The organism is Mycobacterium sp. URHB0021 (assembly GCF_054057895.1).
In genome coordinates, this window is the sequence record NZ_JBSRZT010000002.1 from 3,964,294 (window position 1) to 3,991,023 (window position 26,730).

18 protein-coding genes and 3 pseudogenes are annotated in these 26,730 nt (G+C 64.1%); 11 read left to right on the plus strand and 10 right to left on the minus strand.

Annotated elements, in window-relative coordinates; translation table 11 throughout:
• Positions 1-41 precede the first annotated feature (41 nt).
• Positions 42-692: an Rv1733c family protein gene (locus tag ACVWWN_RS21785; protein WP_457145700.1), complete on the minus strand. Its 651-nt coding sequence runs from the start codon at positions 690-692 to the stop codon at positions 42-44.
• Between the two features lie 1,135 nt (positions 693-1,827).
• Here ACVWWN_RS21785 and ACVWWN_RS21790 point away from each other — a divergent pair.
• Entirely contained in the window at positions 1,828-2,184 is a 357-nt protein-coding gene (locus tag ACVWWN_RS21790) for an alpha/beta fold hydrolase (protein ID WP_457145701.1), read from the plus strand.
• 682 nt (positions 2,185-2,866) lie between these two features.
• On the opposite strand, the gene ACVWWN_RS21795 is transcribed toward ACVWWN_RS21790, so the two are convergent.
• From ACVWWN_RS21795 to ACVWWN_RS21805, 3 genes are all read right to left on the minus strand, one after another.
• Positions 2,867-5,536 carry an MGH1-like glycoside hydrolase domain-containing protein gene (locus tag ACVWWN_RS21795; RefSeq protein WP_457145702.1) on the minus strand — a complete coding sequence of 890 codons (2,670 nt, stop codon included), beginning with the start codon at positions 5,534-5,536 and terminating at the stop codon, positions 2,867-2,869.
• Between the two features lie 678 nt (positions 5,537-6,214).
• Positions 6,215-7,006 (minus strand): alpha/beta hydrolase, encoded by a 792-nt coding sequence (locus ACVWWN_RS21800; RefSeq protein ID WP_457145703.1) that lies wholly within the window; start codon positions 7,004-7,006, stop codon positions 6,215-6,217.
• Between the two features lie 322 nt (positions 7,007-7,328).
• Positions 7,329-8,723, minus strand: coding sequence for a dihydrolipoyl dehydrogenase family protein (locus ACVWWN_RS21805; protein ID WP_457145704.1), 1,395 nt, complete (start codon positions 8,721-8,723; stop codon positions 7,329-7,331).
• Between the two features lie 910 nt (positions 8,724-9,633).
• On the opposite strand from ACVWWN_RS21805, the gene ACVWWN_RS21810 reads away from it, so the two are divergent.
• The 4 genes and pseudogenes from ACVWWN_RS21810 (at position 9,634) to ACVWWN_RS21825 (ending at position 15,985) form a co-directional block, all read left to right on the plus strand.
• On the plus strand, positions 9,634-12,435 hold the full coding sequence (locus tag ACVWWN_RS21810) for a helix-turn-helix transcriptional regulator (protein WP_457145705.1): 2,802 nt from the start codon (positions 9,634-9,636) through the stop codon (positions 12,433-12,435).
• 611 nt (positions 12,436-13,046) lie between these two features.
• Positions 13,047-13,403, plus strand: a complete 357-nt coding sequence (locus ACVWWN_RS21815; RefSeq protein ID WP_457145706.1) for a hypothetical protein — start codon at positions 13,047-13,049, stop codon at positions 13,401-13,403.
• A gap of 184 nt (positions 13,404-13,587) precedes the next feature.
• A pseudogene (locus tag ACVWWN_RS21820) lies at positions 13,588-14,624 on the plus strand (FAD-dependent oxidoreductase).
• A gap of 362 nt (positions 14,625-14,986) precedes the next feature.
• The gene (locus ACVWWN_RS21825) at positions 14,987-15,985 is read left to right on the plus strand and encodes a glycosyltransferase (protein WP_457145707.1); all 999 of its coding nucleotides are present in this window, start codon (positions 14,987-14,989) and stop codon (positions 15,983-15,985) included.
• Here the strand turns inward: ACVWWN_RS21825 and ACVWWN_RS21830 are convergent.
• The 3 genes and pseudogenes from ACVWWN_RS21830 to ACVWWN_RS21840 form a co-directional block, all read right to left on the minus strand.
• Positions 15,871-17,289: an IS30 family transposase gene (locus ACVWWN_RS21830; RefSeq protein ID WP_457149224.1), complete on the minus strand. Its 1,419-nt coding sequence runs from the start codon at positions 17,287-17,289 to the stop codon at positions 15,871-15,873. The two genes, ACVWWN_RS21825 and ACVWWN_RS21830, sit on opposite strands and share 115 nt — an antisense overlap.
• A 193-nt stretch (positions 17,290-17,482) precedes the next feature.
• Positions 17,483-17,694: pseudogene (locus tag ACVWWN_RS21835) on the minus strand (IS3 family transposase); the annotation flags it as partial.
• Positions 17,691-18,218 (minus strand): hypothetical protein, encoded by a 528-nt coding sequence (locus ACVWWN_RS21840; protein WP_457145708.1) that lies wholly within the window; start codon positions 18,216-18,218, stop codon positions 17,691-17,693. The gene ACVWWN_RS21840 and the pseudogene ACVWWN_RS21835, both read right to left, overlap by 4 nt.
• Before the next feature lie 313 nt (positions 18,219-18,531).
• Between ACVWWN_RS21840 and ACVWWN_RS21845 the strand changes: the two genes are divergently transcribed.
• The 6 genes and pseudogenes from ACVWWN_RS21845 to ACVWWN_RS21870 form a co-directional block, all read left to right on the plus strand.
• Complete coding sequence (locus ACVWWN_RS21845) at positions 18,532-19,944, plus strand: MFS transporter (protein WP_457145709.1); 1,413 nt, start codon at positions 18,532-18,534, stop codon at positions 19,942-19,944.
• 556 nt (positions 19,945-20,500) lie between these two features.
• A complete protein-coding gene (locus tag ACVWWN_RS21850; protein ID WP_457145710.1) occupies positions 20,501-20,740 on the plus strand; it encodes an aldehyde dehydrogenase family protein in 240 nt (79 codons plus the stop codon).
• Positions 20,716-21,048 (plus strand): aldehyde dehydrogenase family protein, encoded by a 333-nt coding sequence (locus tag ACVWWN_RS21855; protein WP_457145711.1) that lies wholly within the window; start codon positions 20,716-20,718, stop codon positions 21,046-21,048. The genes ACVWWN_RS21850 and ACVWWN_RS21855 overlap by 25 nt, the downstream gene beginning before the upstream one ends.
• Before the next feature lie 246 nt (positions 21,049-21,294).
• Positions 21,295-21,810 carry an alpha/beta fold hydrolase gene (locus tag ACVWWN_RS21860; RefSeq protein WP_457149225.1) on the plus strand — a complete coding sequence of 172 codons (516 nt, stop codon included), beginning with the start codon at positions 21,295-21,297 and terminating at the stop codon, positions 21,808-21,810.
• A gap of 1,111 nt (positions 21,811-22,921) precedes the next feature.
• On the plus strand, positions 22,922-23,989 hold the full coding sequence (locus ACVWWN_RS21865; RefSeq protein WP_457145712.1) for a hypothetical protein: 1,068 nt from the start codon (positions 22,922-22,924) through the stop codon (positions 23,987-23,989).
• Positions 23,990-24,829: 840 nt separating this feature from the next.
• Positions 24,830-24,931, plus strand: a pseudogene (locus ACVWWN_RS21870) (arabinosyltransferase C-terminal domain-containing protein); the annotation flags it as partial.
• Between the two features lie 24 nt (positions 24,932-24,955).
• Here the strand turns inward: ACVWWN_RS21870 and ACVWWN_RS21875 are convergent.
• From ACVWWN_RS21875 to ACVWWN_RS21885, 3 genes are all read right to left on the minus strand, one after another.
• Entirely contained in the window at positions 24,956-25,294 is a 339-nt protein-coding gene (locus tag ACVWWN_RS21875; RefSeq protein ID WP_457145713.1) for a hemophore-related protein, read from the minus strand.
• A gap of 42 nt (positions 25,295-25,336) precedes the next feature.
• Positions 25,337-25,558, minus strand: coding sequence for a hypothetical protein (locus tag ACVWWN_RS21880; protein ID WP_457145714.1), 222 nt, complete (start codon positions 25,556-25,558; stop codon positions 25,337-25,339).
• A gap of 638 nt (positions 25,559-26,196) precedes the next feature.
• Positions 26,197-26,487 carry a DUF4189 domain-containing protein gene (locus ACVWWN_RS21885; protein WP_457145715.1) on the minus strand — a complete coding sequence of 97 codons (291 nt, stop codon included), beginning with the start codon at positions 26,485-26,487 and terminating at the stop codon, positions 26,197-26,199.
• Positions 26,488-26,730: the final 243 nt, after the last annotated feature.

The following is a 26,730-nucleotide window of genomic DNA, read 5'->3' on the forward strand; positions in this document are numbered from 1 at the left end:
GTACTCGTGAATGATTGCGCTACTTGCGGATTGGCGGCGGTTCAGGGCTGGCTGGGTTTGTGCCCGTCGTGGCCGATCAGGGTGTCGATGGCGTGTTGCCATCTGATGGCGCGGATACGGACACCGACTGCCCGGGTACCGGCCAACAGGATCGCCGCAGCAGCTGTGACGCCTGCCCACGTGAAGAGCGCGGCCGTCACCGCGTCCACCCCGGCGCGGGTGGTCGGGGTCGGTTCGTCGGTCAGTGCGCCGTTGTTGTCGACCCAGATCGCGACGTGGTCGCCGGGTTCGGTCGCCGATTGCGCCTTGACCGCGCCGGTGCGTTCGGTGCCGGCAGCTGACCAACGGGCCGCCATGGTGGCGTTGTTGGTTCGCGAGATGTTTTGGGCGGCAGTGTCGGTGATCGTCGCGGTGACGAGGTGACGAGTGTGGTGCTGCTGGGCGTAGATGTCGCGGCGTGAATCGTGAACGGCGGTGCCGACCGCGGCGGCGACAGGGACGGCCAGCAGCGACACCATGACAGCCAGCGCCATTACCAGTGCCTGGAACCGATCGCTGGCACGTATCAGAGGGTTACGGCGAAACACCCCGAAGATGGGCCACCGTGGTAGGCGCATCGTGAAGGTGTCCAGGCCTTCGTCAGCGAGCGCGTGGATGCTGATCGGGCGATCATGCGGACGTGGGACGGTCATCGAAATCCCCTCTGAGCGAGTCGCTTTACAAACCGAGGGGCGAGCAGTCGGCGCGTGGAGGACGGGCGGGGCACCCGCCGCGGGACTCGGCGCGCAGACCGCTTTAGCCTGCGCCGCGTGGACTTGCGGGTCTCGGCCAGGCGGCCCAGCAAAGCTCGCACGGGCTGCGACGATTGATCGCGGTAGCGGTCCGTCGTCCATCAAGGCCTCCACCTCTCACACCCTTTGGCTTCAACCTCCATGGTGGTGGGGATTGCTGGCGCCGGCTTGCCCGCGCCGAACAACGATGCCGCCGCGCTTTGTCGCGTATCAACAATCTGCAGTACAGCCCGCCATGCATTGTCGCCATTCTCGAAATCTGTCGATGACATGCCTCGCGATGCGGAAATCGGTGCACGGGAGGGAGATTCACCTTTTCCGGCGCCTAAACGCAGATCCAGCCAGAAGCAACCATTTTGTCACTGTGACGTAATGCATCCACGCCGGAGGGCACCGTTGAGGATGGTTGGCATCGGGGGCAGCGGTCAGCTGGGGTGTGAGGGTTAGTAGCCGGATAGGGAGGTAGTTACAGCCTGGGACGCGCGCGCTAAGTGCGCTCGGTCTCATTAGATGCAACTCGCATTGGTTGCGCGCCGATAAGCCACATTATGTCAAGTGACCTACGCCGTTTCATCCGAATGAATCAAGGTCATCGGAAGTTCGCGCGACAGCAAGAACCGTCAAATAGCGAATATATCGAGTGAGGTCCGCAAATAAGAAATCGCAAATTTGCACTGACGGCCGACGGCCGTTACCAAGCGGGGTCGGATGCCGATAATCGACGTGGCGGTGAATGGTCTGACTGTCCGGTCTGCAGTGCCATCGATATCTTTCTGGGCCCCCATGTGCCAGGCATTCCAGGAGTGCTCGGACTATCCCGACGTTCCGGCCTGTCAGCCCACCACAGAAAGTACGCTGCCAACGACGCGGTACACCCAACCGTGATGTTGGCGGCGGGTCATAGCGGCTGCGCGGTCTGGTGCTCTGCGCGACCTGGGCTGGCCGCATCCTGGACGGGGCACCGCAGAACTGGCTGCAGATCCCCTTGCTGCAAACCGGGATGTTGCAACAACTGATGCATACCAGGACAGGTCGCGTGCTGATCGGCGCCAGCACGGGCGGCAAGCACCCGTCACCGGCGATGATCGAGGTGGGCTGCGACATGTTCCTGCAACAGGACCACCGGCCGCTGCTGCCGATCCTTCGCGCCTGCATGCGCGAAGATCGCTACCCGCGCCTGGCCGAGATCACAGTGCCGACCGTGGTGATGGTGGGTTCTGCGGATCGCACCACGCCGCCCAGCCATGCCCGGCGGCTCGCCGCAGGGGTGCCCGGCGCCCGGCTCGTCACCGTGCCCGACGCCGGACACATACTGAACTGGGAGGCGCCCGACGCGCTGGTCGAAGTCATCGGATCTTTCGAGAAACGCCCGTTGCTTAGCGCGGGAGAATGAATCCACCCGGGCATGGCTGCCCTGTGCTACCGCTCCCCTCGTCAAGTACGCGGCCACTGTCCGCAACCACCAATTAGATTGAGACATAACAGCCATCACGGTCTCAAAATAACTGGCGGTTACCAACAGCCGAGACCGGACACCTCTTACCCCACGGCTTCGCGTTGACTCATCCAAAACGCTTTGACCGCAGCAGTTTTCGGTAGATGACTTCGGGCATTGCTCGAAGCGACCCTCGGGCCTAGGCGCCGCCATCACCTGCTGAGTTGGCTTGGTTGAATTGGGCCGTATGGCATTTCAGTCCGGTCGCAACTCCCGCACTGCGGAATCGGCTGCGCAGCCGTCTCGATCGCCCACCGCTCAAGTTCGTCAAGATCTTCCGCGCAGACTTTGACGTACGGTCCTGTCCACGTGCACCCGTTAGGAACCTGGCCACTAGTTGTCCGGCAGCTGGCATGGTGCACGCGCGGTTGAGCCGCGCTGTGGCCGTGCGCAACGTTGACCACGTGACCCTCAGGTTGGGTGGCGATCCATGACTACGCTCGCTGAATTTCCCCGCTGACGCTCATCGCCTATCGGCAGAAGTTGGTCGACCGTGCGCCGCGTGCCCTCTGTGCAGCCTGTTACGAGGAGTATTCGCCTCGCTGAAAACCGACCGGGACCGTCTGTACTCTGCTGCTGTTCAGGATTGTTGGCCGCGTGCGTCGAAGCGCAGTGCGCCGCGGAACTGCAGGAGCAGGGCGATCATCGCCGTCCACCCGGTCTGGTGGGCGGCGCCGAGGCCGCGGCCGGTGTCGCCGTCGAAATACTCGTAGAACGGTACGAGATCTCGCCAGTGCGGATCGTTCTGGAAGTAGTCGTTGTCGCCGAACACCGCACGGCGGCCGTGCTCGTCGCGCACCACCAGTCCGCTGAGCCGCCGGGCGATGCGATCTCCGACGGTGCTCAGTGACGCCGTGCCGCTGGGATCGGCCGGGTCGGGAACCTCAAAGGTGTCACCGAAGAAGCGCGCGTAGGCATTGAGCGCCTGCAGGAACATGAAATTCATGGGAATCCACACCGGGCCGCGCCAATTGGAGTTGCCGCCGAACATCCGGGTGGTCGATTCCGCGGCAACGTAATCGACACTGTAGTCCTGACCATCCAGGTGGTACACGTAGGGACGATCCCGGTGGTACTTCGACAGCGACCGGATGCCGTGCGGCGATAGGAACTGCTCGGTGTCCAGGACGCGTTCGAGAATCGCCGCGAGGCGGTCGTGGTGCACCATCGCGAGCATGTAGTGGGTGCCGTTGCCGTCGGCGAGATCGAGGCGGACGTCGCGGTCGGTGTGCTCGTACGCGCGGGCCAGAGCGTCGATTGATTCCTTCATCGTCTGCACCGCCTCGGTGGGGGCCAATGGGAGGCAAATGGAGGCGAACAACGGAACCAGGGCCTGCATCGAGAACACCTGCAGAGTCGACGCGGTGCCGTCGGCGCGTTCGATGACGTCGTGATAGAAGCCGGTGCTGTCGTCCCAGAAGCTGACTCGGCCGGCGCCCTTCTCCAGCGCGTTGGCGATCAGCCAGGCGTCCCAGACCCATCTGCCGAACATCTGCAGGTAGCCGGGCTCCTGGTGCGACAGCTCGACGGTGATCTCGAGCAGTTGCAGCACGAGGGCACCCATCCACGCCGTGCCGTCTACTTGGGCCAGCGAGCCGCCGGTGGGCAGGGGTTGGTCGCGGTCGAAAACGCCGATGTTGTCCATGCCCAGGAAGCCGCCGCCGAACACGCCGCGGTCCTCGACGTCCTTCTGGTTGAGCCACCACATCACGCACAGCGTCAGTGAGCGGTAGGCCAATGCGAGGAAGGCGTGGTCGCCGACACCGGTGTGCAGCCGGTCCAACTGGTAGACCTGCCAGCTGGCCCACGCGTGCAGCGGCGGATTGGTGTCGCCGAAGGACCATTCGTAGGCGGGGATCTGGCCGTGCGGGTGCTGGGTGGTGGACTGCAGCAGGAGCAGTACTTGTTCCTTGGCGAACCCGGGGTCGATCAGTGCCATGGCCACACAGTGAAAAGCCAAGTCCCAGGCGGCAAACCAGGGGTACTCCCACGCGTCGGGCATGAGGATCACATCGGCCAGCACCAGGTGCTGCCAGTCGCTGTTGCGGCTCTTCCAGCGCTGTCGTGGAGGCGGCGGCTGACCGGCGTCACCCTGCAGCCAGCGGCGCACGCTGTAGCGGTAGAACTGTTTGCACCACAGCAGCCCGGCGAGCGCCTGCCGTTGCACGAGGCGTTCGTCGGCGCTGAGGTCGGGCGCGGCGACGGCGTCGTAGAACGCGTCCGCCTCCGCTCGACGTTGCGCCAGTACGATGTCGGCGTAGTCGAAGGGTGCCATGAGCGGCGCTGGAGCGAAACAAACGGTGACGGTGAGCGTTTCACCGGGAGAAAGGGTCGTGTGGATGTGGGCGGCGGACTTGCTGCCCGCCCTCGGGTCCACCGCGGCGAGATCACCATGCACGACGTAGTCGTTGATGCCGTCCTTGGTGGTGGCCGAGGCGTTCGGGGATCCGAACAGCACAGCGTTGTTGGTTTCGTTCTCGCAGAACAGCAATCTGGGCGCCACACCGGTTGAGGAGGTGACCGAGAACCACCGCTCCCCCAGGGCGGGATGGGTGGTCGTCGCCGTACCGGCACCCTGTGCGGTGATGCGCGGCGCACGCTCCGCCGGGTCCCACGACCAGGTGTTGCGGTACCAGAGGTGGGGCAGCACGTGGATCTCGGCGGGCTCAGGGCCGCGGTTGGTCACCGTGATGCGCGAATAGAGGTCTTCTGGTGCGGCTTTGCCGTATTCGACCTGCACGTCGAAATAGCGCTGCTGCACCCACTGATCCTCGAGCGCGTCGTAGAGCTCGTATTCCCCGACGTCCTGGCCGCGGTCGCGGTTCGTCCGCAGCAGATCGTCGTAGGGGAAGGCGGCCTGCGGATACTTGTAGACCATGGCCGCGTAGGCGTGAGTCGGCAGGTTGTCGGTGTAGAACCAGTAGTCCTTGACGTCCTCGCCGTGGTTGCCGTCCTCGTTGGCCAGCCCGTAGGGACGCTCCTTGAGTATCGGATCGCGGCCGTTCCACAGCGACAACCCCAGGCAGATGATCTGATCGCGATCACACCAACCGGCCAAGCCGTCTTCGTTCCACCGGTACGCGCGACTGCGCGCCTGTTCGAAGGGAAAGTACGCCCACGCGTCGCCGTCGCCGCTGTAGTCTTCCCGGACGGTACCCCAGGCGCGTTCACTGACGTAGGTGCCCCAGCGTCGCCAGTCCGTCACGCCGGCTTTGACTTCATCGAGGCGATCATGTTCTGCCGTGCTCACCGATCCATTGTGACGTGCCGGCCGCCGGACCCTTGCCCACCGTTAGTGGGGAATGCTCGCGGCGGGGGCCCCTGGGGCCCGCCGCCCCGATCGTCGGAGCGTCACCCGGAGTGGCACCGGCAGCCGCGGCCGGCATGGGCGGCCGAGGCGGCCTCGGCGTTGTTTCAGGTTGGGTCCCAATTCTGCCTTGGGCGACCGACAGCCGGTTTACCTCGGAAAGCTCGCATCGGTCCGCCGCTGCGCAGGCCTACTACTCGCCCGACGGTCGGCAGCCATCGCGGTAATCGGCGCCTATCCCCTACCACATCCACATCTCGACCGATGCGCCGCTGCAAGTCAGAACGAATACGGCCGGGTCGAATACGGCAGGTTACCAGTGGACTGGGGCCGTTTGATGCGAATCAATCAACGCCCGATTTGGCCGATGCCGGAGCTACGTGTCAGTTCTTGCAAACCCACTTTTTTGCGTTAATGTCAATGACATGAACACCGAGGAGCGGCCGTATCGGATGAGGCACCTCGATATCGTGCGACCACTACGTTTCTGAAAGGCACACTTGTGTACCGCCGACGCCCCTGCGAACTCGATGCAGTTAATGTGGTGTGGGCTTCGGGCGTTTCGTTGGCGCCCGCGGTATTCGTGGTGTAAGCCGCGACAATAAGCGCAAGCCCGGGTGCTTAGCGTGTGGTATTGGGCAGCTGTAACCAGGAGAGCCACGTCTGAATCTTTTCGGTGACCTGAGTCCAGATTGGATTGATGTTGATCCCGTGGGTCTGGTCTTCGAGGACGAGGAATGTGGCGTTGATCGCGTCGGCGAGTAATTCGACTTGGGGAGGGATCAAGTCATCAGCGCCAGCGGCGATCACCAAGGCCGGGACGCGTACTTTGCTGGTGTCCACTTCACACAGAGATCGTGTCGTCTCGAGCACCGCGCGCGGTGATTCGGGAACGAACAACGACGTATAACGTCGTGATTCGTCGTCGCTGACTTCCGACCAGAATAGGGGTTTCAGACGTTCTAGCGGTGGTGTGTACATCGTCTCCGGATCGACCTCAAGCTCGGTGATGTCTGCGCCGAATCCTGCGGGCAGGACCGGGGCGAGCAACACCATCGCAGTGACTTCATTCGCGGTGGCGTATTCCAAGCTGGGAATGCTACCCATGCTATGGGATATGAGAACGGGTGGACGGTCTAAAGTTTCAGCAACTATCGCGATCTCGGTCGTGAGGTCCAGCAGTGATCGCGTCAATGCTCGGCTCTGGTCAAGCGGTGCTGAACCGTTGTGGTCAAACCAGTTCAGACACAACGCATACCAGCCGTGTCGGGCTAGTCGTGGTGCGATCTTCTCCCAGGCCCAACTACCTTGGCCCCCGCCATGGACGAACAGCAGTGGTGCCGACTGCGATGGATCGCCGTAGGTCTCGACGCGAACGCCCTTTATGTAAAGATCTTTGGCCGCGGCGGTCACTAAATACTCCCTCTCAAGTCAAGTGCCGTGTGAACAAATACCTGCTGACCGTCAGATCCTGCGGGCGAAAGTCTGTACGGGCGAGTCGCTTATGAAGTAGGCGTGACTTTCACGATGCGGCCATGCTGCTTGGAGACCACGGCTTCGCCGAGGCGCAGTCAGGGACTGGAGCCGGGCGCCGTAGTGGTCGTAGGTGTCCAGCCCTCAACCGCGTTGCGAGGCCGGCGAGCCGAGCGCGGTTGGATTCGACGGCGAACAAGACCGCCGGCCCGTTGCTGGGCTGATAGGACCGGCATGGCGATGGTGACGAGCGTGCAGGCGGCTACCTTGGGGCCATGGTGTCGAGCACCTCATTGAACGCCTCGGTAGAACTCGGGTGGGTGTAGATCGCATCGCGTAGTTGGGTGGCGGTCACCGCGTTGCGGATCGCGAGCGCAACGGTATTGATCAGCTCCTGGGAGTCCACACTCAACAATGCGGCGCCGAGAATGAGGTCGGTGTCGGCGTCGATGACGAACTTCATCACCCCCCGCGTGTCCCCGACGATCTTCGCCCGTGGCATCCCCACGATCTGCGCAACCGACTTTTTTGCGACCAGAACCCGGTGACCAAGATCGAGGGCCTGCCGCTCGGTGATGCCGACGGTCGACAGCGGCGGGGTCATGAACACGGTCCGGGGCATTGCAGCGCGGTCGGTGACCGCCCGCATGCCGCCGCCGAGAAGCTGGTCGGCGACGATTCTGCTGTCATCGAGGGACACATAGGTGAACTGCGGGCCGCCATTGACGTCCCCGATCGCAAAGACATGCGGCTGACTGCTGCGCAGGTGCTCGTCGACGATGATGGCTCCCCGGGCATCGGTCGCGATGCCCGCCGCCTCCAGACCCAGATCGCGTGTCGCGGGCCTGCGCCCGGCGGCGGCCAGAATCAGGTCGACTTCCAGCTCGTGCTGGCCTGCGGCATCCGCATAGCTCAGAACGGCCATCTCGCGCGCGGTGTCGCGCACCTTGTCGAGCCGGGCGCCGGTGATGATCTGGATGCCCTCATCGGCGAGAACCCCGGTCGCCGCCGCAGCGATGTCGTCGTCCTCGTTGCCGAACAGCGCCGAGCCCTGCTCCAGGATCGTGACCGTGGACCCGAAGCGGCGGTATATCGCGGCGAGTTCAACACCGAGATACCCGCCGCCCAGCACCGCCAATCGATTCGGCAGCGCATCGGTAGCGATCAGATCGGTGCTGGTGACCAGGCGCGAGCTGTCGCGCAGGCCGGCGACGTCGGGAATCACTGGTTCGGAACCGGTGCCGATGACGATGGATTCGGCGCGTACCATCAGCCGGTCTTGGCCCGCGCGGATTTCGACGGTATGCGCGTCGGTGAACACCGCGCGGCCGGTGATCACGGTCACCGCGTCGATAGTGTCGAGCAGCGCGAAGTTGATGCCGCGCAACCGTGTGGTCAGTGCGTCCACCTTGCCAACCGCGTCGGTGTACCAGCGGCGCGGGTCATCGGCGCCACGACGCGTCTCGGCCTCATGCACCAGCGCTTTGGTGGGCACGCAGCCGATGTTGACACACGTGCCGCCGTACATCCGGTCGGACTGTTCCACCAAGGCGACGCGGCGCCCCAGCCGGCCCAATCGCGCGGCCAGGGTCTTACCGCCCCTGCCGTATCCAATAACCAGGAGATCAACATCGAGGGGGCCAGGAGCTGCACTCATGAGTCTCATCTTGGGCCCCGTTCCAGCATCCCGCGCCAGGATTCAACCCTGGTATGGCCCCGGAAACTGCCCGGGAACCGACCCGGATTCACCCGACCGCAGAATCGCACCGAAAGCCATAAAACCGAACTACCAGTAGGCCGGTCGCCAACATCGATGCCACTCTCGTCACAGTGCTGCCCTTGAACGGGTGGACGTCCCTAAGTCAAACTCTTTGCCCCAGAAGCGTTTGGTGTCGAGCGCGAGTTTCCCTACGACGTCCCTATCCGGAACGCGGCACTTCTCGACAGCTCCGCGGGTGCGGACTTCAAGAAATTCATTCCGCACATCCGGGACGCAACCGACGAGGACAACCGCTGGTGGCCGCGAAGGCACGGGCTGGGCCGCGCGATGGCACTGCTCTAACGGCGCATCGTCGCAAACTGCCACGCTTCCCGTGCGAGCTGCGCAGAGGTCAACAATGCTGATCTCGCGGTTAAGCCACCGCGTTGATCGCGGCGCCGCCATCGCCTCGCAGACTCTGTCCCGTGATCGCACCGGTGGCTGGTGACATTAGTAGGCAGTGTGGCCAACGACCTGCCCAACGACGCCAACCGTTTCTGCCGCGCCCGTGGACGAATGATAGGCACGAAGTGAGGGTTGAGCCTTCCTGAGCTGCCGAATTTGGGACTGATGTGCTCATCAACGGTATCGGCTTCTCGGGATTGGCTGCGGCGGCGAATCTTTCGCAGCAGCATTCTGCTCATACATCGTCGTGCGCGATGAAGCGTTCAGGAGAGTGGTCGAGACCGGCGGCGCCCCAAAGGTTTGCCGAACCCATCGGAACCGCCTGCTGCCTGGTTGGACGGCAACGTTGGCTAAACTTTGCCGGGTCCTACGTGGTTGAACCCCTGGGTGAAGGGAGGTGCAAGTGACGGCCCCCGGTCGTACTTCACCCAAGCTCTTCGGTCGGCGCCGCGAACTCGCGGCGTTGGATCGGATGCTCGACGACGCACGTTGTGGTCAGAGCGCCGTGCTCGTCCTGCGGGGAGAGTCCGGCGTCGGGAAGACCGCGTTGCTCGATTATCTTCTTGACCGGGCATCGGACGTTCACGTCGCGCAGATCGCGGGCGCGGAATTGGAGATGGAACTGGCCTACGCCGGCCTGCACCAGTTGTGTGGCCCCATGCTGCATGATTTGGAAAAGCTGCCGAGTCCTCAGCGTGAAGCGCTCGGCGTCGCGTTCGGTCTGCGAGAAGGTAAGACGCCCGACCAGTTTTTGCTGGCAATAGCCGTTCTGAGTCTGCTGGCCGAGTCGTCGGCAAAACATCCGTTGCTCTGCGTAATCGACGATGTACAGTGGCTGGACCGTGCATCAGTGCAGGCGTTGTCTTTCGTTGCGCGACGGATACTGGCGGACCCAATCGCAATGGTTTTCGCCGTCCGCGAGCCAAACGATGAGCGTGAGCTCACTGGCCTGCCGGAATTGATGGTCGAGGCACTCGACGACACCGACGCTCGCGCACTTTTGGCCGCGGCCATGCCGGGTGCGATCGATGAGCGGGTGCGTGAACGCATTCTCGCCGAGGCGCGCGGTAACCCCTTGGCGCTGCTTCAGTTACAGACAGGTCCGACACCGGCCGAACTTGCCGGCGGCTACGGACTGGCCCAATCCCGGCCGCTGGCGCGCCGCATCGAAAATAGCTTCAGCGTCCAACTGCGCGCACTCCCCCGCGAGACCCGGCAACTGCTCCTGATCGCGGCTGCTGACCCCATCGGAAACCCGACGTCGTTGTGGCGAGCCGCCGAACTTCTTGGACTCGGTATCGGCGACGCCACCCCGGCGGAAGAAGCCGATCTCATCGCCATCGACACCCGCGTGCGGTTCCAGCATCCACTGGTGCGCTCCGCGATCTACCGCGGCGCGACGCTGTCGAGTCGTCGGCGAGCACACCAGGCATTGGCCGAGGCCATCGACCCGCAATCCGACGAGGAACTACGAGCCTGGCACCGTGCTCAGGCCGTCGGCGCCCCCGACGAGGCGATCGCGCAGGAGCTGGAAAGCTCAGCCGAACAGGCCAGCAGGCGCGGTGGCGTCGCGGCGGCTGCTGCCTTTCTCGACCGGGCGACACACCTGACGCCCGATCCTGTCCAGCGGGCGCGCCGTGCCCTCGCCGCTGGGCGCGCCAAGCTCGACGCGGGGGCGCCAGACGCCGCGCTGGAGCTGGTTGCTATTGCCGAGGCTGGCACCTCCGACGATCAACAGAGCGCGCAGCAATTGCTGTTGCGCGCTCGCGTCGCGTTCGCCGGGCACCGCGGCGGTGACGCGCCGTTGCTTTTCTTGGCCGCCGCGGCAAGACTGACACCGCTCGATGAGCTCCTGGCCCGCGAGACTTACCTCGAAGCGCTGATGGCGTCGATATTCGCGGGCCGACTCTCCAGTCAAGAGGGAGCCGACCCGAAGTCAGTGGTACGCGCCGCCAAGGCGGCCCCGCCGGCGCCAAAGCCTGCGCGGGCGGTGGATCTGCTGCTCGATGCCCTGGTGGTGCGGTTCAGCAGTGGTTATAGTGCGGCCGCGCCCCTGCTCAATGAGGCTTTGCGAGAACTGCGTCGCGACTACTCTCGCGGCGACGGTGATCCGCGCTGGTATGTGCTGGCCGGGCGGGTCGCCCTTGACCTGTGGGACTGGAACGCCTGGGACGAGTTGGCCGTCCGCCAGATCCAAACGCAGCGCGACAGCGGGTTGCTGACACTGCTTCCCGTCGCACTTGCCTTCCGGGCGTGGATGAGCCTGCACGCCGGGCGATTCCCCGACGCAGAAACCTTACTGGAAGAAGCCCGCCTGATCACCGAAGCCGTGGGCGCCACTATGCCGGGTGTTCGTGGCGGGGTGGGAGGACGGCATGTCGGTAGCATCGAGCCGGTGCTCGCCGCGTACCGCGGCGACAAGAACCGCACACTCAACCTCGTTCGGGCCAGCACGGCTCACGCGACCGTGCACGCCGAGGAAGAGATCCCGATGGTCCATTTCGCGGCTGCAATACTCCACCTTGGTCTTGGTGAGTACTCGGAGGCACTGGCCGCAACCGAATTAGCCATCGGATACGACGATCTCGGTCTCGGCGGGTATGCCGGGTATGCACTGATACAGAGGATCGAAGCCGCCGCCCGCCTCGGCGAAACCGAGATCGCCACCGAGGCGTTGAACCAGCTGATAGCGCGAACCGAAGCCAGTGGAACCGACCTGGCGTTCGGACTCGCGGCACGTTCACGCGCGCTGCTGGCGAAGGGAGGAGAAGCCGAAGCCCTGTACCAGAAAGCGATTGCCCACCTCGAGCGCACCCACATCACCATGTTGGTGGCCCGGACCCAGCTGATCTACGGCGAATGGCTGCGCCGCGAGAACCGGCGCCACGACGCCCGCGAACAATTGCGCCGAGCCCTTGACCTTTTCGTCGAGGCCGGGGCTGACGGTTTCGCCGAGCGCGCCACCCGGGAACTGGTGGCCACCGGGGACTCCGTACGGAGGCGCAACTCCAGAGCCTCGGTTTCTTTAACCGGTCGAGAGTCCGTCGTCGCACGCCTGGCCAGCGACGGGTATACCAACCAGGAGATCGCCGTGCAGCTGTTCCTCAGCCCCAAGACCGTCGAATGGTATCTGACCAAGGTCTTCAACAAGCTCCAAATCAGTTCCCGACGGGGGTTACGCAAAGCGCTTCGCGACGCCACCTAGGCGCCCCGGACGTTACGGGAACCGTGGTCCAGGTTAGGACGCCCACGATTCAGCGGACGCGGCGCCGCACTGGCGATGATGGTAGCCACATTTCCAACGCTCGCGTGATCAGAATTGGGCATGGATACCGCCTGATCACGCCGCCGTCGATGCGGCCGCCGATGCGCTGGCTTGATAAGTTGCATCACTTGCGTGGCCGAGCGCCCAAACGGCGCCCACGTTGATGTCCCACGCGCACAATCAACACGACTTCGCCGTCAGGCACTCACCAAACACAGGACGTGCGGCGTCCGGCGCTATGGACTGATAGACGTCGTCGATGGCGGGCACTTAGATTATCCCATTCGGTGGTGTCACGCGTCTGGTCGGCGTTGGGTTTGACTCTGCACCAACATTATTCGGAGAACAACAGCCCAAGATCCGCTGTGCATCGCCATCGTTCGCGATGCGGTCGGCCTCACCTGTCACCACCCCGTTTCGTCAATCAGGGCCAAACCGGGGCGTTAACCAGGGGCACGCCCGAGGGTTTCACGGATGCCGCATCACGGGTTGACAGGCGAGGCTGGTCGCAGGCCTGCAGCGCCGGCCAAATATGGCGAGAGGAGACCGACGTGGCCCAGCAGCGAGCATTACCCACGACGCTGAGGGTCGCTCTCGCTTCAGCTGAGGATGTGCAGCGGCGCGGGCACAACTTTCGGGAGCGCGCTGAGCCGTTTGACGTCGCGGTCGGCCGCGAGATCGTCACGGTGCTGATCGCCGATTTCTTAAAAACCGACCGCGCTTACGCCGCAGGGAATTTCCTACTCGACAACGGTTCCATTATTCAAGAGGCCACGACCTCACCAACCCGCAAATCATGGCGGCACTGTTTCTCGCTTCCCGCAACGCGGAATAGCACCTCCGGCAAGTCTCCACCAAAGCTGCCAACACATCCGGGCGGGAAGTTCGGGCAGAGAAGTGCTGTTTAGAGCAGCCAAAAAGGCGTTACACCAGGCTATTCCGGCGCCACTCGGGCTGAGGACCAAGATCGGGCAAAAACTAGGCCCGGCGGGCCTGAAGGCCAACCGTGCAGATTTGTTGAATCGCGAGTGCCAGTGGGCCGTGCCATTCACCGATGGCGCTGACCACACTCTTTGAACTGAAAGGGCAGAAATGACAGGATACGACTGGACCGTCGTAGGAGCAGGTCCTGCGGGGATCGCGGCGGTGGGAAGGCTCCTCGACCATGGCATCGCGCCTGCCGAAGTTGCCTGGATCGACCCTCAGTTCGCCGCTGGGGACATCGGTGGAAAGTGGCGAGCCGTCCACAGCAACACACGTGTCGCGCTATTCCGGACTACTTGAACGCGTCACCGTCTTTCCGCTTCGCCGAGGCACCCCATTTCGAACTGAACCAGATCCAACCCGAGGACACGTGCCCACTCGGGGCAATAGCCGACCCGCTGCTGTGGATTTCGCAGCACCTTCGTGAGCGGGTGACGGCCATTCAAACGATCGCGACCGAACTTTCATTGCGAGACAGGCGGTGGATCGTGAGCACCGAGCACCGTGAAATCACCTCGCGCAACGTGATTCTCGCCGTCGGCTCAGTCCCCAAGAAGCTCGCCTACGAGGGATTAAAAGAGATTCCGGTCGAAGTGGCTCTCGATCCCCAGACACTGGCGCAGCAACCGCTGGAAGGTGCGACCGTTGCCGTCTTCGGTGCGTCGCACTCGGCGATGATCGCCTTACCCAACCTATTGGCTAATCCGGTAACGCAAGTCATCGACTTCTACCGCGGCCCGCTCACGTACGCCGTTAACTTCGAGGACTGGACGTTGTTCGATTCCATCGGTTTGAAGGGGCAGGCGGCGTGCTGGGCTCGGGAAAACATTGACGGGCTACACCCGGACCGGCTTAAGAGGTATTCGGTCCGATGTCCGCAATTTCAGGAATTACTTCAGGTGTGCGACCACGTCGTCTACACCATCGGATTCGAACCCAGGCGCCTTCCCTTGACCCCACAATGGGGTCCGTTGGAGCACAACGTGACCAATGGAATTCTCGCCCCCGGTCTTTTCGGGATCGGAATCGCGTTCCCAGATTACAAGACCGACCGGCTAGGGTTTGGCGAGTACCGTGTGGGGCTGTTCAAGTTCATGCAGCACTTGAACGCTGCCCTGCCGGTGTGGCTGAGCTACAGCGCATAGCGCTGGCCACCCCTCTCACCACGGATGTCGCACGACGAATCATAAGAGATCCGTTGTGTACCGGAATCAATTGGGACAGCGCGTGGCGCGCGGCGAGGCGGCGGGAGTTGTCCGAAAAATCAAATCAATCGTGGTAACGAGCCAGAAGGTGCCACGCCGGTTCGAAGTCAACCGTGTCGCTGACTCCATCTTGCCTGATAAGTAAGACCTTCAGGATGCCTGGCGACCAGATACTCGTTGACTGCTAGAACCCATCGATCGGCGACTTGCGCATCTGAGGGACCTCTGCTGCATCCTTTGGATCCACGTGGTCGGGCCATCTTTATCGGAAAGCTCAGCGCCTCGAATACGGAAAGATCATTGTGGCAACAGTTTTGGCGTACACCACACCCGCGATGGGTCATCTGTTCCCGATTAGTGCGCTGCTGAGCGAGCTGCGCGACCGGGGACATGACATTGCGTTGCGCACCCTGTCCGCCGGTGTGGACACTGGTCTCGGCTTAGGCTGCGCGACCGCGGCCGTCGATCCCCGTATCGAAACCATGCCCTTGGACGACGCCGACGCCCCAAACCCCAAAGTCGCCCTGCAAAAGGCGTTGAGCACATTCGCGCGGCACGCCGAGTATGAAGTAACCGATCTGGCCGCGGCGATCGACGAGGTCGGCCCCGATGTGGTGCTCGTGGATGCGAACTGCTGGGGCGCGGCTGCGGGGGCCGAAGCCAGCGGTCTGCCGTGGTTGTCGTTTTGGCCGTTCCTTCCTTACCTGCGATCGCGCGGAGTGCCGCCGTGGGGTCCTGGGCTGCGGCCGTGGCCGGGTCTGGCTGGTCGGGTTCGCGACGCGCTGCTTCGACCGATGGTGACCGGCGTATTCGACAAAGGGATGGCCGGTCCGCTCAACCGTCTACGCGCACGAGTCGGGGTGCCGCCGATCACATCGGCTGATGATTACGGGCGCCGGGCACCACTGAAACTGGTGGCCACCGCCCAACCGTTCGACTATCCGCATCCGGATTGGGACGACTCGATTGCGCTGATCGGCGCCTGCGCGTTCGATCCCATCCCACAAGAAACGCCGGTATGGCTCGCTTCGATCGATCGACCCATCGTGCTGGTGTCGACCTCTTCAGAGTTCCTGGGCGACACTGCCCGAGCACGAACGGCGCTGGCCGCGCTGGCCGATGAACCCGTCCACGTCGTGGTGACGTTCCCGGCCGGGGTGCCGCCATGGCGTTGCAACGGTCGGCATTATGACGCGTTCATTAAAGCAGCAAGACGTTCCGTTGGGGTCTGCCAATCGAGTGACTTTCGTGGCCTGGTGTTGAGTTCGTCGGCGACCGCCTCAAGATGCTCGACGGACTGATGCGACAGGTCAAGTCCCTTCGGGAAGTACTGGCGCAGCAACCCGTTCGTGTTCTCGTTGCTGCCGCGTTGCCAGGGAGACGCCGGCTCACAGAAATAGACATCCATGTTGGTCGCGACGGTGAATGCGCGATGCTCTGACATCTCGGCGCCTTGGTCCCAGGTCAGCGTGCCGCGCAGCGTTTCGGGCAGCCGGGAAACGGTCGTGATGAGGGTGTCACGAACAATCTCGGCGCTGCGGTCGCGCCCAACCAGCCCGAGCATCACAAAGCGGCTGGACCGTTCAACCAAAGTGGCGATCGCTGATCCTTGGTTGGCGCCGATGATGAGGTCGCCCTCCCAATGGCCCGGGATGGCGCGATCGCCAACCTCGGCCGGTCGCTCACTGATTGGTTTCATCGGGTCGACGAACCGGGGCCGACGCGCATCGGATCTTCTCTGCGGCTTACGGACTCCGCGACCGCGACGCAACCCGCTCACCAACTCGCGCTTGAGCTCAGCGCGGGCATGCACGTAGATCGCCTGATAGATCGTCTCGGTGCGCACCTGCATCTCCGGCCGGTCAGGGCAGTCTCTGGACAGCCGATTGCTGATCTGCTCCGGCGACCACTTCTTCTTCAGTTTGGCCTTGACGTAGGCCAGCAGCTCAGTGCTGGCAAGCACTTTCAGCGGGCGCTCGCGAATCCGGCGCTGCGCGGACAACCGATGCGCGGTGTGTGGAAGGTACCCGGACTTGGACACGGTGTTGCGCTTCAATTCTCGGCTGATCGTCGACGGCGCCCGCTGCATCGCGGCCGCGATCTTGCGGATCGAGATACCCGTCGAGTGTAGGTCCTTGAGGTGCTCGCGCTCGAGCAGGCTCAAGTAACGCGGATCAATAACCTTTTCAACCCGGTTCAAGTCGACGGTGCCGCCGATGTGGCGCTTGGGACGTGCAGGCTTCATGGTTGTGATTGTCGGCTCCGGGTAGCGCACAATGCGACCATCCGGGTAGACCCGGCCACGATGGATGATCGTGATGCCTTTGTCCCAGTCGGTAGCCGAACGGTTTTCGGCACCGACCTTCCTGGCGGCTTCGCGCCGCGTGAGCCCCTCGGAGCGAAGCCGCAGAAACTCCTCCCGGCGCGGATTGACCTTGCGGGCCTCACTGGTGAAGATCCCGGCCTTACGCGCCCAGGCGTACGCCGTGGGGCGATGAATCCCCGTGTCGCGAGCAGCGGTCGAGATGTTTAGCCGCTCCGCTACCAGCCGTAGAAACTTGGCCTTCTCCTGTTCGGTGTACCTGCGTGGTGCACGCCGCTGCATCACCAGCCCGGCCTGTCGGACCCAGCTATATGCCGCATGGACGTTCACCCCTGCCGCATCAGCGGCCGCCCTTACACTGCCATCTCTGTCGAGCAGCTCAAAGAACTGCGCCTTCTGCTCCTTGCTGTACTTCGGTCCCGACAACATCGCCACCCTTCGTGAAGTGTTGCAACGACTACTGGAACCCAAGGAGAGTCGGATGCTCGGTGATATCGCTCAGCCACAACCGATTTAATTTTCGGCGCTGAAGTCGCGCTCCACCAGATCGTCGTGCACTGGCGGGTCCACTTTGCCGTTCTTGCCGCGCTTCTTGCCGAACACGCTCCACAACCGGTGGGTCGAGCAGATCCGCCAGGCAGTGGGCGCGACCATCGGCTCGCCGGCGGCGAGGGCTGGCGGGGCTAAGTTTGTTTCGGTTCGGCGTGGGCGAGGGTCTCAAGGAGCAGCAATGCGTCATCTGCCTTGAGGTTGATGCGCTTCAAGAGGGTAATGATGGCGGCTATGCCTATATCGTCGGCAAGGCCGGATGCGGCCAGAATCGTAGGATAGGTGCGCTCGCTGAAGTGAAGGTGTGCGGCCGCCTGCACGATCGCCTCGCCGTCGGTTCGGCTGAGGGTCCCCGTGTAGACCAGGTGGGCGACCGCGAAGCGCACATTGACAAGGGGTTCGGTTTGCGCGGCAAATGTATCGGGTCGCAACATGGCGGCTACCAGCTTAATGCTGCGCGCGCAGCGGCAGCAATCAACAGGGTGCTTGCGATCAAGAACGCTAGCACCGAAGCCGCCACCGTGTTTCTCATCACCAGACGGTCCGCCGAACACCGCGCCGGAGGTGGCGATGTTGACGTCGGCGACGCCGTAATCACAATCTGTGGGGCGCCATAAATCGCGCGGACTACGCGCGTCAACCAGCCCGTAATCACCGTACACATTGGGGCACAGTGATTGGATGTGCGGCAGGCACCGGGCGGCGATTTGGATGGTCCAGACGATTGCTCCCCGTAGTCAGGGCCCGCGATTGCGGTCGTAGGGTGCATGCGTTACCGAGGTGCGGGTTCGCGCCGTCCACAATTTCGCGTTAGTGTCGTTGACATGAAGGGCCGCCACTACGTCATCCTGCCGAATGACCACGCCCGTCATCATGCGGTGCGCCGCCGACGCCTGTTGGAAACCACTGGGGAAACCTTGCGATGGCGTCGATGAGATCGTTCGCACTACACAAAGTGTCTGTGGAGGGCTAGAGATGGCACAACTGCCCCACATCGACTCGTTCGTGCGGGGCGATGACCATCCGAGGAAGTGGGCGGCGATGGCCGTTCTCGGTGCAGTCGCCTTCATGGCGCAGCTGGACCTCTTCGTCGTCAACGTGGCCCTGCCGGCGATGGGCGACACCTACGCGGGAGCCTCGTTGAGCACATTGTCGTGGGTGCTCAACGCGTACACGGTGGTCTTCGCCGCCCTACTGATCCCAGCCGGGCGGCTCGCCGATCACTTCGGACGCCGGCGCTTCCTCGTGGTCGGTACGATCGTGTTCACGGTGGCCTCCGCGCTATGTGCGGCAGCGCCGTCGCTAGCGATCCTGATCGGGGGCCGCACCGCCCAGGCGGTGGGCGCCGCGGTCATCGTCCCGACCTCCCTTGGCCTTCTCCTGCAAGCCTTCCCGGTGAGACGACACAACATGGTGGTGGGACTGTGGGCTGGCTTGGCTGCGGTCGCCGGGACGCTGGGCCCGACTGTCGGTGGGCTGCTAGTCGGCCTGGGCTGGCGGTGGATCTTCCTGATCAACGTGCCGATCGGGCTACTCATCGTGGCGTTCGCCGTCCGTGCGGTGCCACACCACCGCGCGGCTACGGGATCCCATCTCCCGGATCCGGTTTCGACGGTGTCCCTGTTGACGGCGATCACTGCGTTCGTCCTGGCTACCGTCGAAGGACCCAGCTGGGGATGGCTCACCACCCCTGTCTTGGCGCTGTATGCCGTTGCGGCCGTGGCTGCCGCGCTCACTGTGCGGCGGTCGGTCATCCACCCACACGCACTGATCGAAGCGTCTATGTTCTCTTCCCGTTCCTTCACGGGTGCGACCCTGGCGCTGTTCCTGTACTTCATTGGCTTCGCGGCATGGGTGCTCATCAGTGTGTTGCTTCTGCAGGACGTTTGGCACTACAGCGCACTGCGCACGGGGTTGGCCATCGCGCCGGGGCCGTTCGTTGCGCTGCTTTGGTCGATCAACGCCGGCCGTATCGGCGCGCGACTCGGGCGGCGCCTGCCGGCGATCGTCGGTGCCTTGTGCCTGGCGGGCGCGGGTGCCTGGTGGGTCGCGATCGCCCCCAACCAACCGGATTACCTCACGGGCTTCCTGCCAGGTCTGGTGCTGGCGGGTTGTGCCGCGGGGCTGGTGCAGGCGCCGCTCTTCGCTGCCGCCAGCGCCTTGCCGGCGCAGCGGGCGACTACGGGTAGCGCGGTGTTGAACACCGCCCGTCAGGTGGGCAGTGCAGTGGGCGTGGCGCTGGTCGTCGTGCTGCTGGGTCAGGGACACGCTGCTTCACTTGGGGCGTTCCACCGTGGCTGGGGCCTGTTGGTCGTCGCGGGCGTCTCTGCCGCGGTGACCGTGAGCCTTTATAGCCGACCGGTCATCGAGTCGCCCGCTGCCTCGTAACACGACGGGCCGAACCTTCTGCTCGACGAGACGACGAGGCCCCTTAATTGGTGAGATAGAGCGGGCACCGTCCGGGCGGGTGCCGAAACGCGTTGCGACCCGATGCGAGATGGTGGACCAGACCGCTATTGAGCCCGCCCAGTCAGCACGGAAAGTTACCGGTCCATGCCTACGAACTGCGGTCGATCACATTGAAGTGTCCCGGCTTTCGTGCATATCTCGTTACATGTGATCGGTGTGCAGCCCGATCTGGTGGTGACCGTAGTTCTCAGCCTCGGCTTCTGCCGGGGTCGGCGGTTCAGACGGTGCATAAGCGTGGTGGTGTTGCACAAGTGCATCCAACGCAGAGGTGGCGTCTTCGCGGTCGGTCAGCGTGCGCAGCGGGCCGTTAGGGCACGGTGAATCCTCGCGCAGCGCTCGGTCTTGTACAGGCCGATGGCGGTATCGGCCAGCGCGTTGTAAGGGCATCACCGACGGCTGGATCGAACGGACCTACCACCGTCGTCGACGCCAGGCCACTCTTGGGCGGTCGACCCCGATCGAAATCGAAGCGATCATGACCACACTGGCCAGTCGAACGCGCCCACGCCCTCACCGTCGCGATCCCTTCCTCGGCGACGTGGACGTCGACCCGATGTTGTCTGAGCGTCAGGCCGACCGCGCGCTCGAAATGGTTTCGGGCGCTGTCGAGCTGGGTGCCCACGTTGTCGAGGGCGGCACCGTCGGCGGTGTCCTCCTACGCCCGACCGTGGTCACCGACGTTGCACCGGGATGCCGCTGCACGACGAGGAGGTAATCGCACCCGTTGCGCCGATCAGCGTGGTCGACACCGTCGAGGAGGCAATCGAGATCGTCAACGGCACCCGGTTCGGACTGCCCACGGCAGTGTTCGGCCGCGACCTGGACAACGCCTGGGCCGTCGCCGACCGGGTCCGCTCCGGCATCGTGCACGTCAATGACGGCTCGGCGATGCATGAATCGCAGGTCCCGTCCGGCGTCGCCTCCTCCGGGCTGGGCGACGACCTGGGCGGTCGCGCCAACATCGACCTGCTCACCGAGCGATGCTGGACCAGACTGCAGCGCACCACCCCTCGGCCACGATGAATGGCGACGCCGGCGGGCAGCTCCGAGTCGAGCTTGAGGGCCCGCTGGCGCGCGTCGTGTTGGACCGAACGCGCAAACGGAATGCACTCAGCACCTACATGCCAGCCCGCTCGCTTGAGATGACGGTGAGCCCGGCGAGCTTGCGGGGCACGATATCGACCTCGGTGAGTGTCGGGTCGCGGTTCTACTGAGCGGTGTAGGAAATGAGCAGGATTGCAGCGCTAGCCCCGCGTGACCGCTTGGTTGGTGCAATTGGGGTGGCGGGGTGGTGCGCGGCGCGGGCGGCGGTCGCGGCCATCGAACGCAATCCGGACCTGTTCCCCCGCGATCAGCAGGTGTTCATTGGTCGCCCGGACGGGACGGTCATTCGCGGCGTGGTGGCGGGAGAAGGGCCGACGGTGGTCCTCGCGATCGCGTACGGGTACCCCCCTCGCGGAGTGGAACATCTTGTGGGGGAGGCCATTAGACCGCGGTCATCGGGTCATTGCGTTCGACCAGCGGGGCCATGGCCGCTCCACGATCGGCTCTGCCGGCATTGGGTCGGAGTCCATGGCGGCCGACGACGCCGCGGTGTTGGAGCACTTCGAGGTGCACGACGGCGTGCTGGTTGGGCACTCGACGGGCGGGTTCATCGCGATCCGCGCGCTTGTCGAGCACCCCGAGCTGGCGGGGCGGCTGCGCGGTTTGGTGCTCTGCGCGACGTGGGTTGGTCGCATCCTCTCGGTAAGCACACCTGGGAAGTTCGATGCGCGCCGTCCTTGAGGCCAGATAGCCGGCGTCGTCGTCCCCGGAACTCAACGAACCATGTCATGGCGCACAATTCTGCCTTGGCCTACCGACGGCCGGTTTACCTCGGAAAGGTCGCATCGGTCCGCCGCCGCGCAGGCCGACTACTCACCCGATGGTCGGCAGCCATCGCGGCAATCGGCGCCTCTCCCCTGCCACATCTCGACCGATGAGCTGCTGCAAGTCAGGACGAATACGGCGGGTTACCAGTAACCCACGGTATTGTCTATCATGCGGTGTCGCAGCAGATTCGAATGTCAGGTAATTGCCGATGACTTCTGTCGTTTCGTCAGCGCCCCGCCGGGTACAGGCGGCGCCGTAGCGCCCACCAGGCGCGGCATTCATCTCACGATGGCGCCATGTCGTCACGTCCTACCCCGAATGGTCGCACCAGCGACTGACCAGTTGCGAGCGAACTATATCGAAGTTTCCCCTTGTTCCACGACCTCGCTGGTTGACACGAACGCGACCGGATAGCCTGCGGGGTTTTACCAGCCGCAGTGACCGGTCACACCCGCGACGACCAGTTCGGCCAGAACGGGCGGCAACGTTGGTCTGTCACCCGACGCGTCGTCGTGGTCTGTTTGCAACACGGGCGGTTTCGTGTGTTGGCCGCTGTCGCGGTGAGGCGCCGCTGCGCGCATGTGCTGCCCACCGGTCGGCGCCAACACAGGCATTCCGGCCAGCCAGTTGCTGCGTGATGGACGAACGGAAGTTGCGCTGACTGAGTTTGCTGACGAACTCGCCCGTCGCTGCTGGATGACTATTCCGCGGTTATGGCGCACGTCGGCAATCAGCGCTGCATACAAGGGATCTCGTCTACACCGCCTGACGGCTCCACACCCTGCGCAGCTCTTCGCCCGAATATGCACAGAGCGTGCGGCATTGAGTAGCGGTGCATCCGTGACGCAGCAACATCCTTCGACTTGGCTGCCACAGACGCCGGTGTGATCTGTGGCTCAGTTGGGTTTCAAATCGCACGTAGCCGTCAAGACGGTGTCGGTCGAACCGAAATCCGTTCGGCCACTTGGGATGTGCAGTCAATTCCATGCACATACACAGTTCACTCCAAGAAATTAGGAGACATATGAAGCGGGTTGTTTTATGGGGATTCACTGGTGCGGCGTCTGTCGCAGCCGCACTGGGCCTCTCGTCCGTCGCTCATGCCGCAGAGCTGAGCTACGGCGCGCCGCAATTGCCGGTGCCGCAGGCGCCTGGTCCGGAGATCCCGCCGGCGCAGGCGCCGGTTCCGCAGGTCCCGGGGGGACCGGTGGTGTCAGGGCCGCAGGCGCCTGGTCCGGAGATCCCGCCGGCGCAGGCGCCGGTTCCGCAGGTCCCGGGGGGACCGGTGGTGTCAGGGCCGCAGGCGCCTGGTCCGGAGATCCCGCCGGCGCAGGCGCCGGTTCCGCAGGTCCCGGGGGGACCGGTGGTGTCAGGGCCGCAGGCGCCTGGTCCGGAGATCCCGCCGGCGCAGGCGCCGGTTCCGCAGGTCCCGGGGGGACCGGTGGTGTCAGGGCCGCAGGCGCCTGGTCCGGAGATCCCGCCGGCGCAGGCGCCGGTTCCGCAGGTCCCGGGGGGACCGGTGGTGTCAGGGCCGCAGGCGCCTGGTCCGGAGATCCCGCCGGCGCAGGCGCCGGTTCCGCAGGTCCCGGGGGGACCGGTGGTGTCAGGGCCGCAGGCGCCTGGTCCGGAGATCCCGCCGGCGCAGGCGCCGGTTCCGCAGGTCCCGGGGGGACCGGTGGTGTCAGGGCCGCAGGCGCCTGGTCCGGAGATCCCGCCGGCGCAGGCGCCGGTTCCGCAGGTCCCGGGGGGACCGGTGGTGTCAGGACCGCAGGCGCCTGGTCCGGAGATCCCGCCGGCGCAGGCGCCGGTTCCGCAGGTCCCGGGAGGACCGGTGGTGACAGGACCGCATGCACCCGGCCCAGTGGTTCCGCCCAAGCAACCGACCCAGCCCGACAAGCCCGGCAATGGTCAAGGATCGGGTAATGCCGGCAACCACGGTAACGGCCAGGGCGGGGGCAATGCCGGCAACCACGGTAACGGCCAGGGCGGGGGCAATGCCGGCAACCACGGCAACGGCCAGGGCGGGGGCAATGCCGGCAATCACGGCAACGGCCAGGGCGCGAATCACTCGCGCCACGGCAAGGGAGCCTAGGTTCCTATCGGGACGTCTCCCGTTGGATGATCGTTCCGTAGGTCAGCGATGAGCGCGGGCCCCTCGGTAGCTCGTGGTGTGAACCGATACGACTGCCGAGGGGCCTTGCCGGCCCAGTTCATCGCCAAAACCTAGTTTTCGAGCGGCACGCTGCTCACGACCGAGCCGCCCGCGCCCATAACGGCACGCCGCAGCGTAATGTTCGCGCACCTATACGGATAGCGAACGCCTTTCATGGCTCGGCAGCAGACGGTTTCGGCTGGGAGAAGTATCAACGGGGGTATGGCGTCCGGCTGAGGCCACTACGAAGCCCTCTGCGCCGTGGTCGGCACGCCCTACACGGCGTTTCAGAAAGGCTGCGCAGCAAATCAATTCGTCGCAGTGACATTTTGCGCGTGGCTAGGCGGAAGAGCGGAGATCGCCCCGCATTTTCGGTGGGCTGGGTCTCACCTGGATCGATGGCGTGGATCGTCGATTCAGTGCCGCGCAGCGCTTATTCCGTCATTGCCCAGGTGGTGTCTCTACGGCGGTAGCGCGTGCATCATCAGGATGCACGAATAAACGATTGGGCAGCCGCTTCTCAAACGAGGTTTCGGGGACCGCCGGGAGTGGCTTACGACAATGTTGTTGGCCGCTCCTGCGCTGGGATGCCTAGCGTGGGATTCGACGAGTGTGAACCTGCGGCCGGACATGACGATCACCAGGCTTCGGTGATGATGCGTTCGAGGATGCGTAGGCAACCGGCGCCCATGGCGGGTTGCTGTCCGCGTAGTACCAGACCGCCCAAGGTATGCCGACGATCAAGCCGAGACCGACGAACCTGCGTACGGGTCGTCGCCATACCTCGGCTCCACCCCGCCGGTCCTGCTCGACTGGGCCGTGGGACTGGTTTCTCTCTGCCAGCACCCCATGCTGCACGCCAACGGCGTCTCCGAGTCCCCCTTACCGCATCTCCGCGGACCCTGATCAGCTCGCCATCGCGTCATAGAGCCGGGCGACGTCACCGGGGCTGACCTGCTGCGGACAAGACTGGCGCAAGGATCGAAGCGGGGAGGCGATGCCCTGCAGCTCGCGCCATTCACCCTGGTGGGTGGCAAAGTAGGTGCGGATGGCGTTCTCATCGGCCGTGTTGACCGCCGCCTCCGCCTCTGGATGGGCGCTCAACCACGCCCCGGTGGAGTTGGCGACCTGGCCCAGGGCAGAGGATAGCCCGGAGGCCGTACAGCCCGGCTCGGCGGTCGCTATGGGCATACTGGAAGCGATGGCCGCCCCCGCGATGGCGATGGCGGTCAGGGTCTTGATCATGGTTCTCCTTCGTCGTCCTTAGCCAGTCAGGTGGACATCGCGTCAGGCACCCCGGCCCACCATCTCACGCCTTTCCTCCATCGACTTGAATTCCACGTACTCGCTGTCGGCGACATCGCGCACGGTGGCCAGCATGGCGGGCACCTGTACCCCCACACCGTCTGCACCCGAGCCTTCACCGCCAGCGTGTCTACCGCGCTTGTCGCGCAGCAGGGCCTCCAGCAGCCGCTCGGCCCCCCGGTAGTGCCGGGCCCGGCTGCTCATAGCATGCTTCCCTCGCTGCGCTGTCCACCGTGCTCGCGATGAACGTCTTCTCGACGACCTCGGCGGATTGGACGCCGCCGCCTCGGGAAGCCCCAACTGGTGCGTCGATAAGTTAGATATTGTCAGCTGAACGAAGCGAGTGGACGACTACCCGGCATGCGTCGAATCGTGCCGAGGCCGGCGGAAAACCAGGTGCCGCAGCGATGCACCGAAGTTACCGGCTGTCTAATCACGGCCGAGCCCGCGCGGGTTCTTTGAGATAGCACCGCTCAGATGCGTCACGGTGACGCGTTGTGCGCTTTGCATTGTGCCTGCGTGAGGCACACGCGGCCACTCACGGAAAGTGGGTACTAGCGACGGCGCCCCCACCGAATTACAGGCTGGTTGGCAGGGGCCGCCACTGTCCCGGGACGCGCCTTGATCGACACGCTGCCGTTGGTTTGGCAGGTGGACGTGGTGCCTGAATCCTGGCAGCTCGGTAGGGCATCGGCGGCGGGCGCGGAAACGCCCGCCACCACCGTCAAACTCACCAGCAACAGTGCTGACTTGCGTCGATTTGTCATATGTCTTTCACCTTTTGGCCTACTAGGCCGGTACACAATGGTCATTCGCTGCAGGCCCTGACATCGGCTCACCCGTTAGTGACAATCCGATATGACGATGGCGGCGGTCGAGCCCAGGGGCGTACCGCTGGCACCCGCCCGCTGGAACGCATTGTCGCGGGCAGCTTCGACAGTCAGCCCGGCACCGCCGGCCACGATCTCGTTGCTGTCGTCGCCAACGGAAACGATGCAGAGATTATCGTTGGTTACCTCATCGCTGGTGCACTCTTGACCACCCGCGCTCTGGCACTGCGCGATCACCTGCGCCGACGCTTCTTCATTGGTGGCGCCGCTCGCTCTAAAACCCACCAGTCCATCAACGAACACACCGGTACCGACCGCAACGGAGATGTCATTTGAGTCCTCGATAGCGCCACCCGGCCCGCCCGCCCAGGCGGTGCTTGTCGAGATCCCTAGAGCGATGACGCCCGCAGCCGCGAGCGGCGTAACGAAACAGGTACTGCGCGCATATACCGCACCTCCTCGATGAGGTTTCTGAAAATTGTTATACCAGAGCGCATGGCCCGGAGTTGGCTAATGGAGTCGCCATTCTGGCTGGCTGTAACCCAT

Excerpts from the sequence above, each read along its gene's own strand:
- ACVWWN_RS21785 (WP_457145700.1), bottom strand. The coding sequence starts at position 692 with ATGACCGTCCCACGTCCGCATGATCGCCCGATCAGCATCCACGCGCTC.
- ACVWWN_RS21805 (WP_457145704.1), bottom strand. The coding sequence starts at position 8,723 with ATGAGTGCAGCTCCTGGCCCCCTCGATGTTGATCTCCTGGTTATTGGA.
- ACVWWN_RS21830 (WP_457149224.1), bottom strand. The coding sequence starts at position 17,289 with ATGCAGCGGCGTGCACCACGCAGGTACACCGAACAGGAGAAGGCCAAG.
- ACVWWN_RS21845 (WP_457145709.1), top strand. The coding sequence starts at position 18,532 with ATGGCACAACTGCCCCACATCGACTCGTTCGTGCGGGGCGATGACCAT.
- ACVWWN_RS21850 (WP_457145710.1), top strand. The coding sequence starts at position 20,501 with ATGACCACACTGGCCAGTCGAACGCGCCCACGCCCTCACCGTCGCGAT.
- ACVWWN_RS21855 (WP_457145711.1), top strand. The coding sequence starts at position 20,716 with ATGCCGCTGCACGACGAGGAGGTAATCGCACCCGTTGCGCCGATCAGC.
- ACVWWN_RS21865 (WP_457145712.1), top strand. The coding sequence starts at position 22,922 with ATGAAGCGGGTTGTTTTATGGGGATTCACTGGTGCGGCGTCTGTCGCA.
- ACVWWN_RS21875 (WP_457145713.1), bottom strand. The coding sequence starts at position 25,294 with ATGATCAAGACCCTGACCGCCATCGCCATCGCGGGGGCGGCCATCGCT.
- ACVWWN_RS21880 (WP_457145714.1), bottom strand. The coding sequence starts at position 25,558 with ATGAGCAGCCGGGCCCGGCACTACCGGGGGGCCGAGCGGCTGCTGGAG.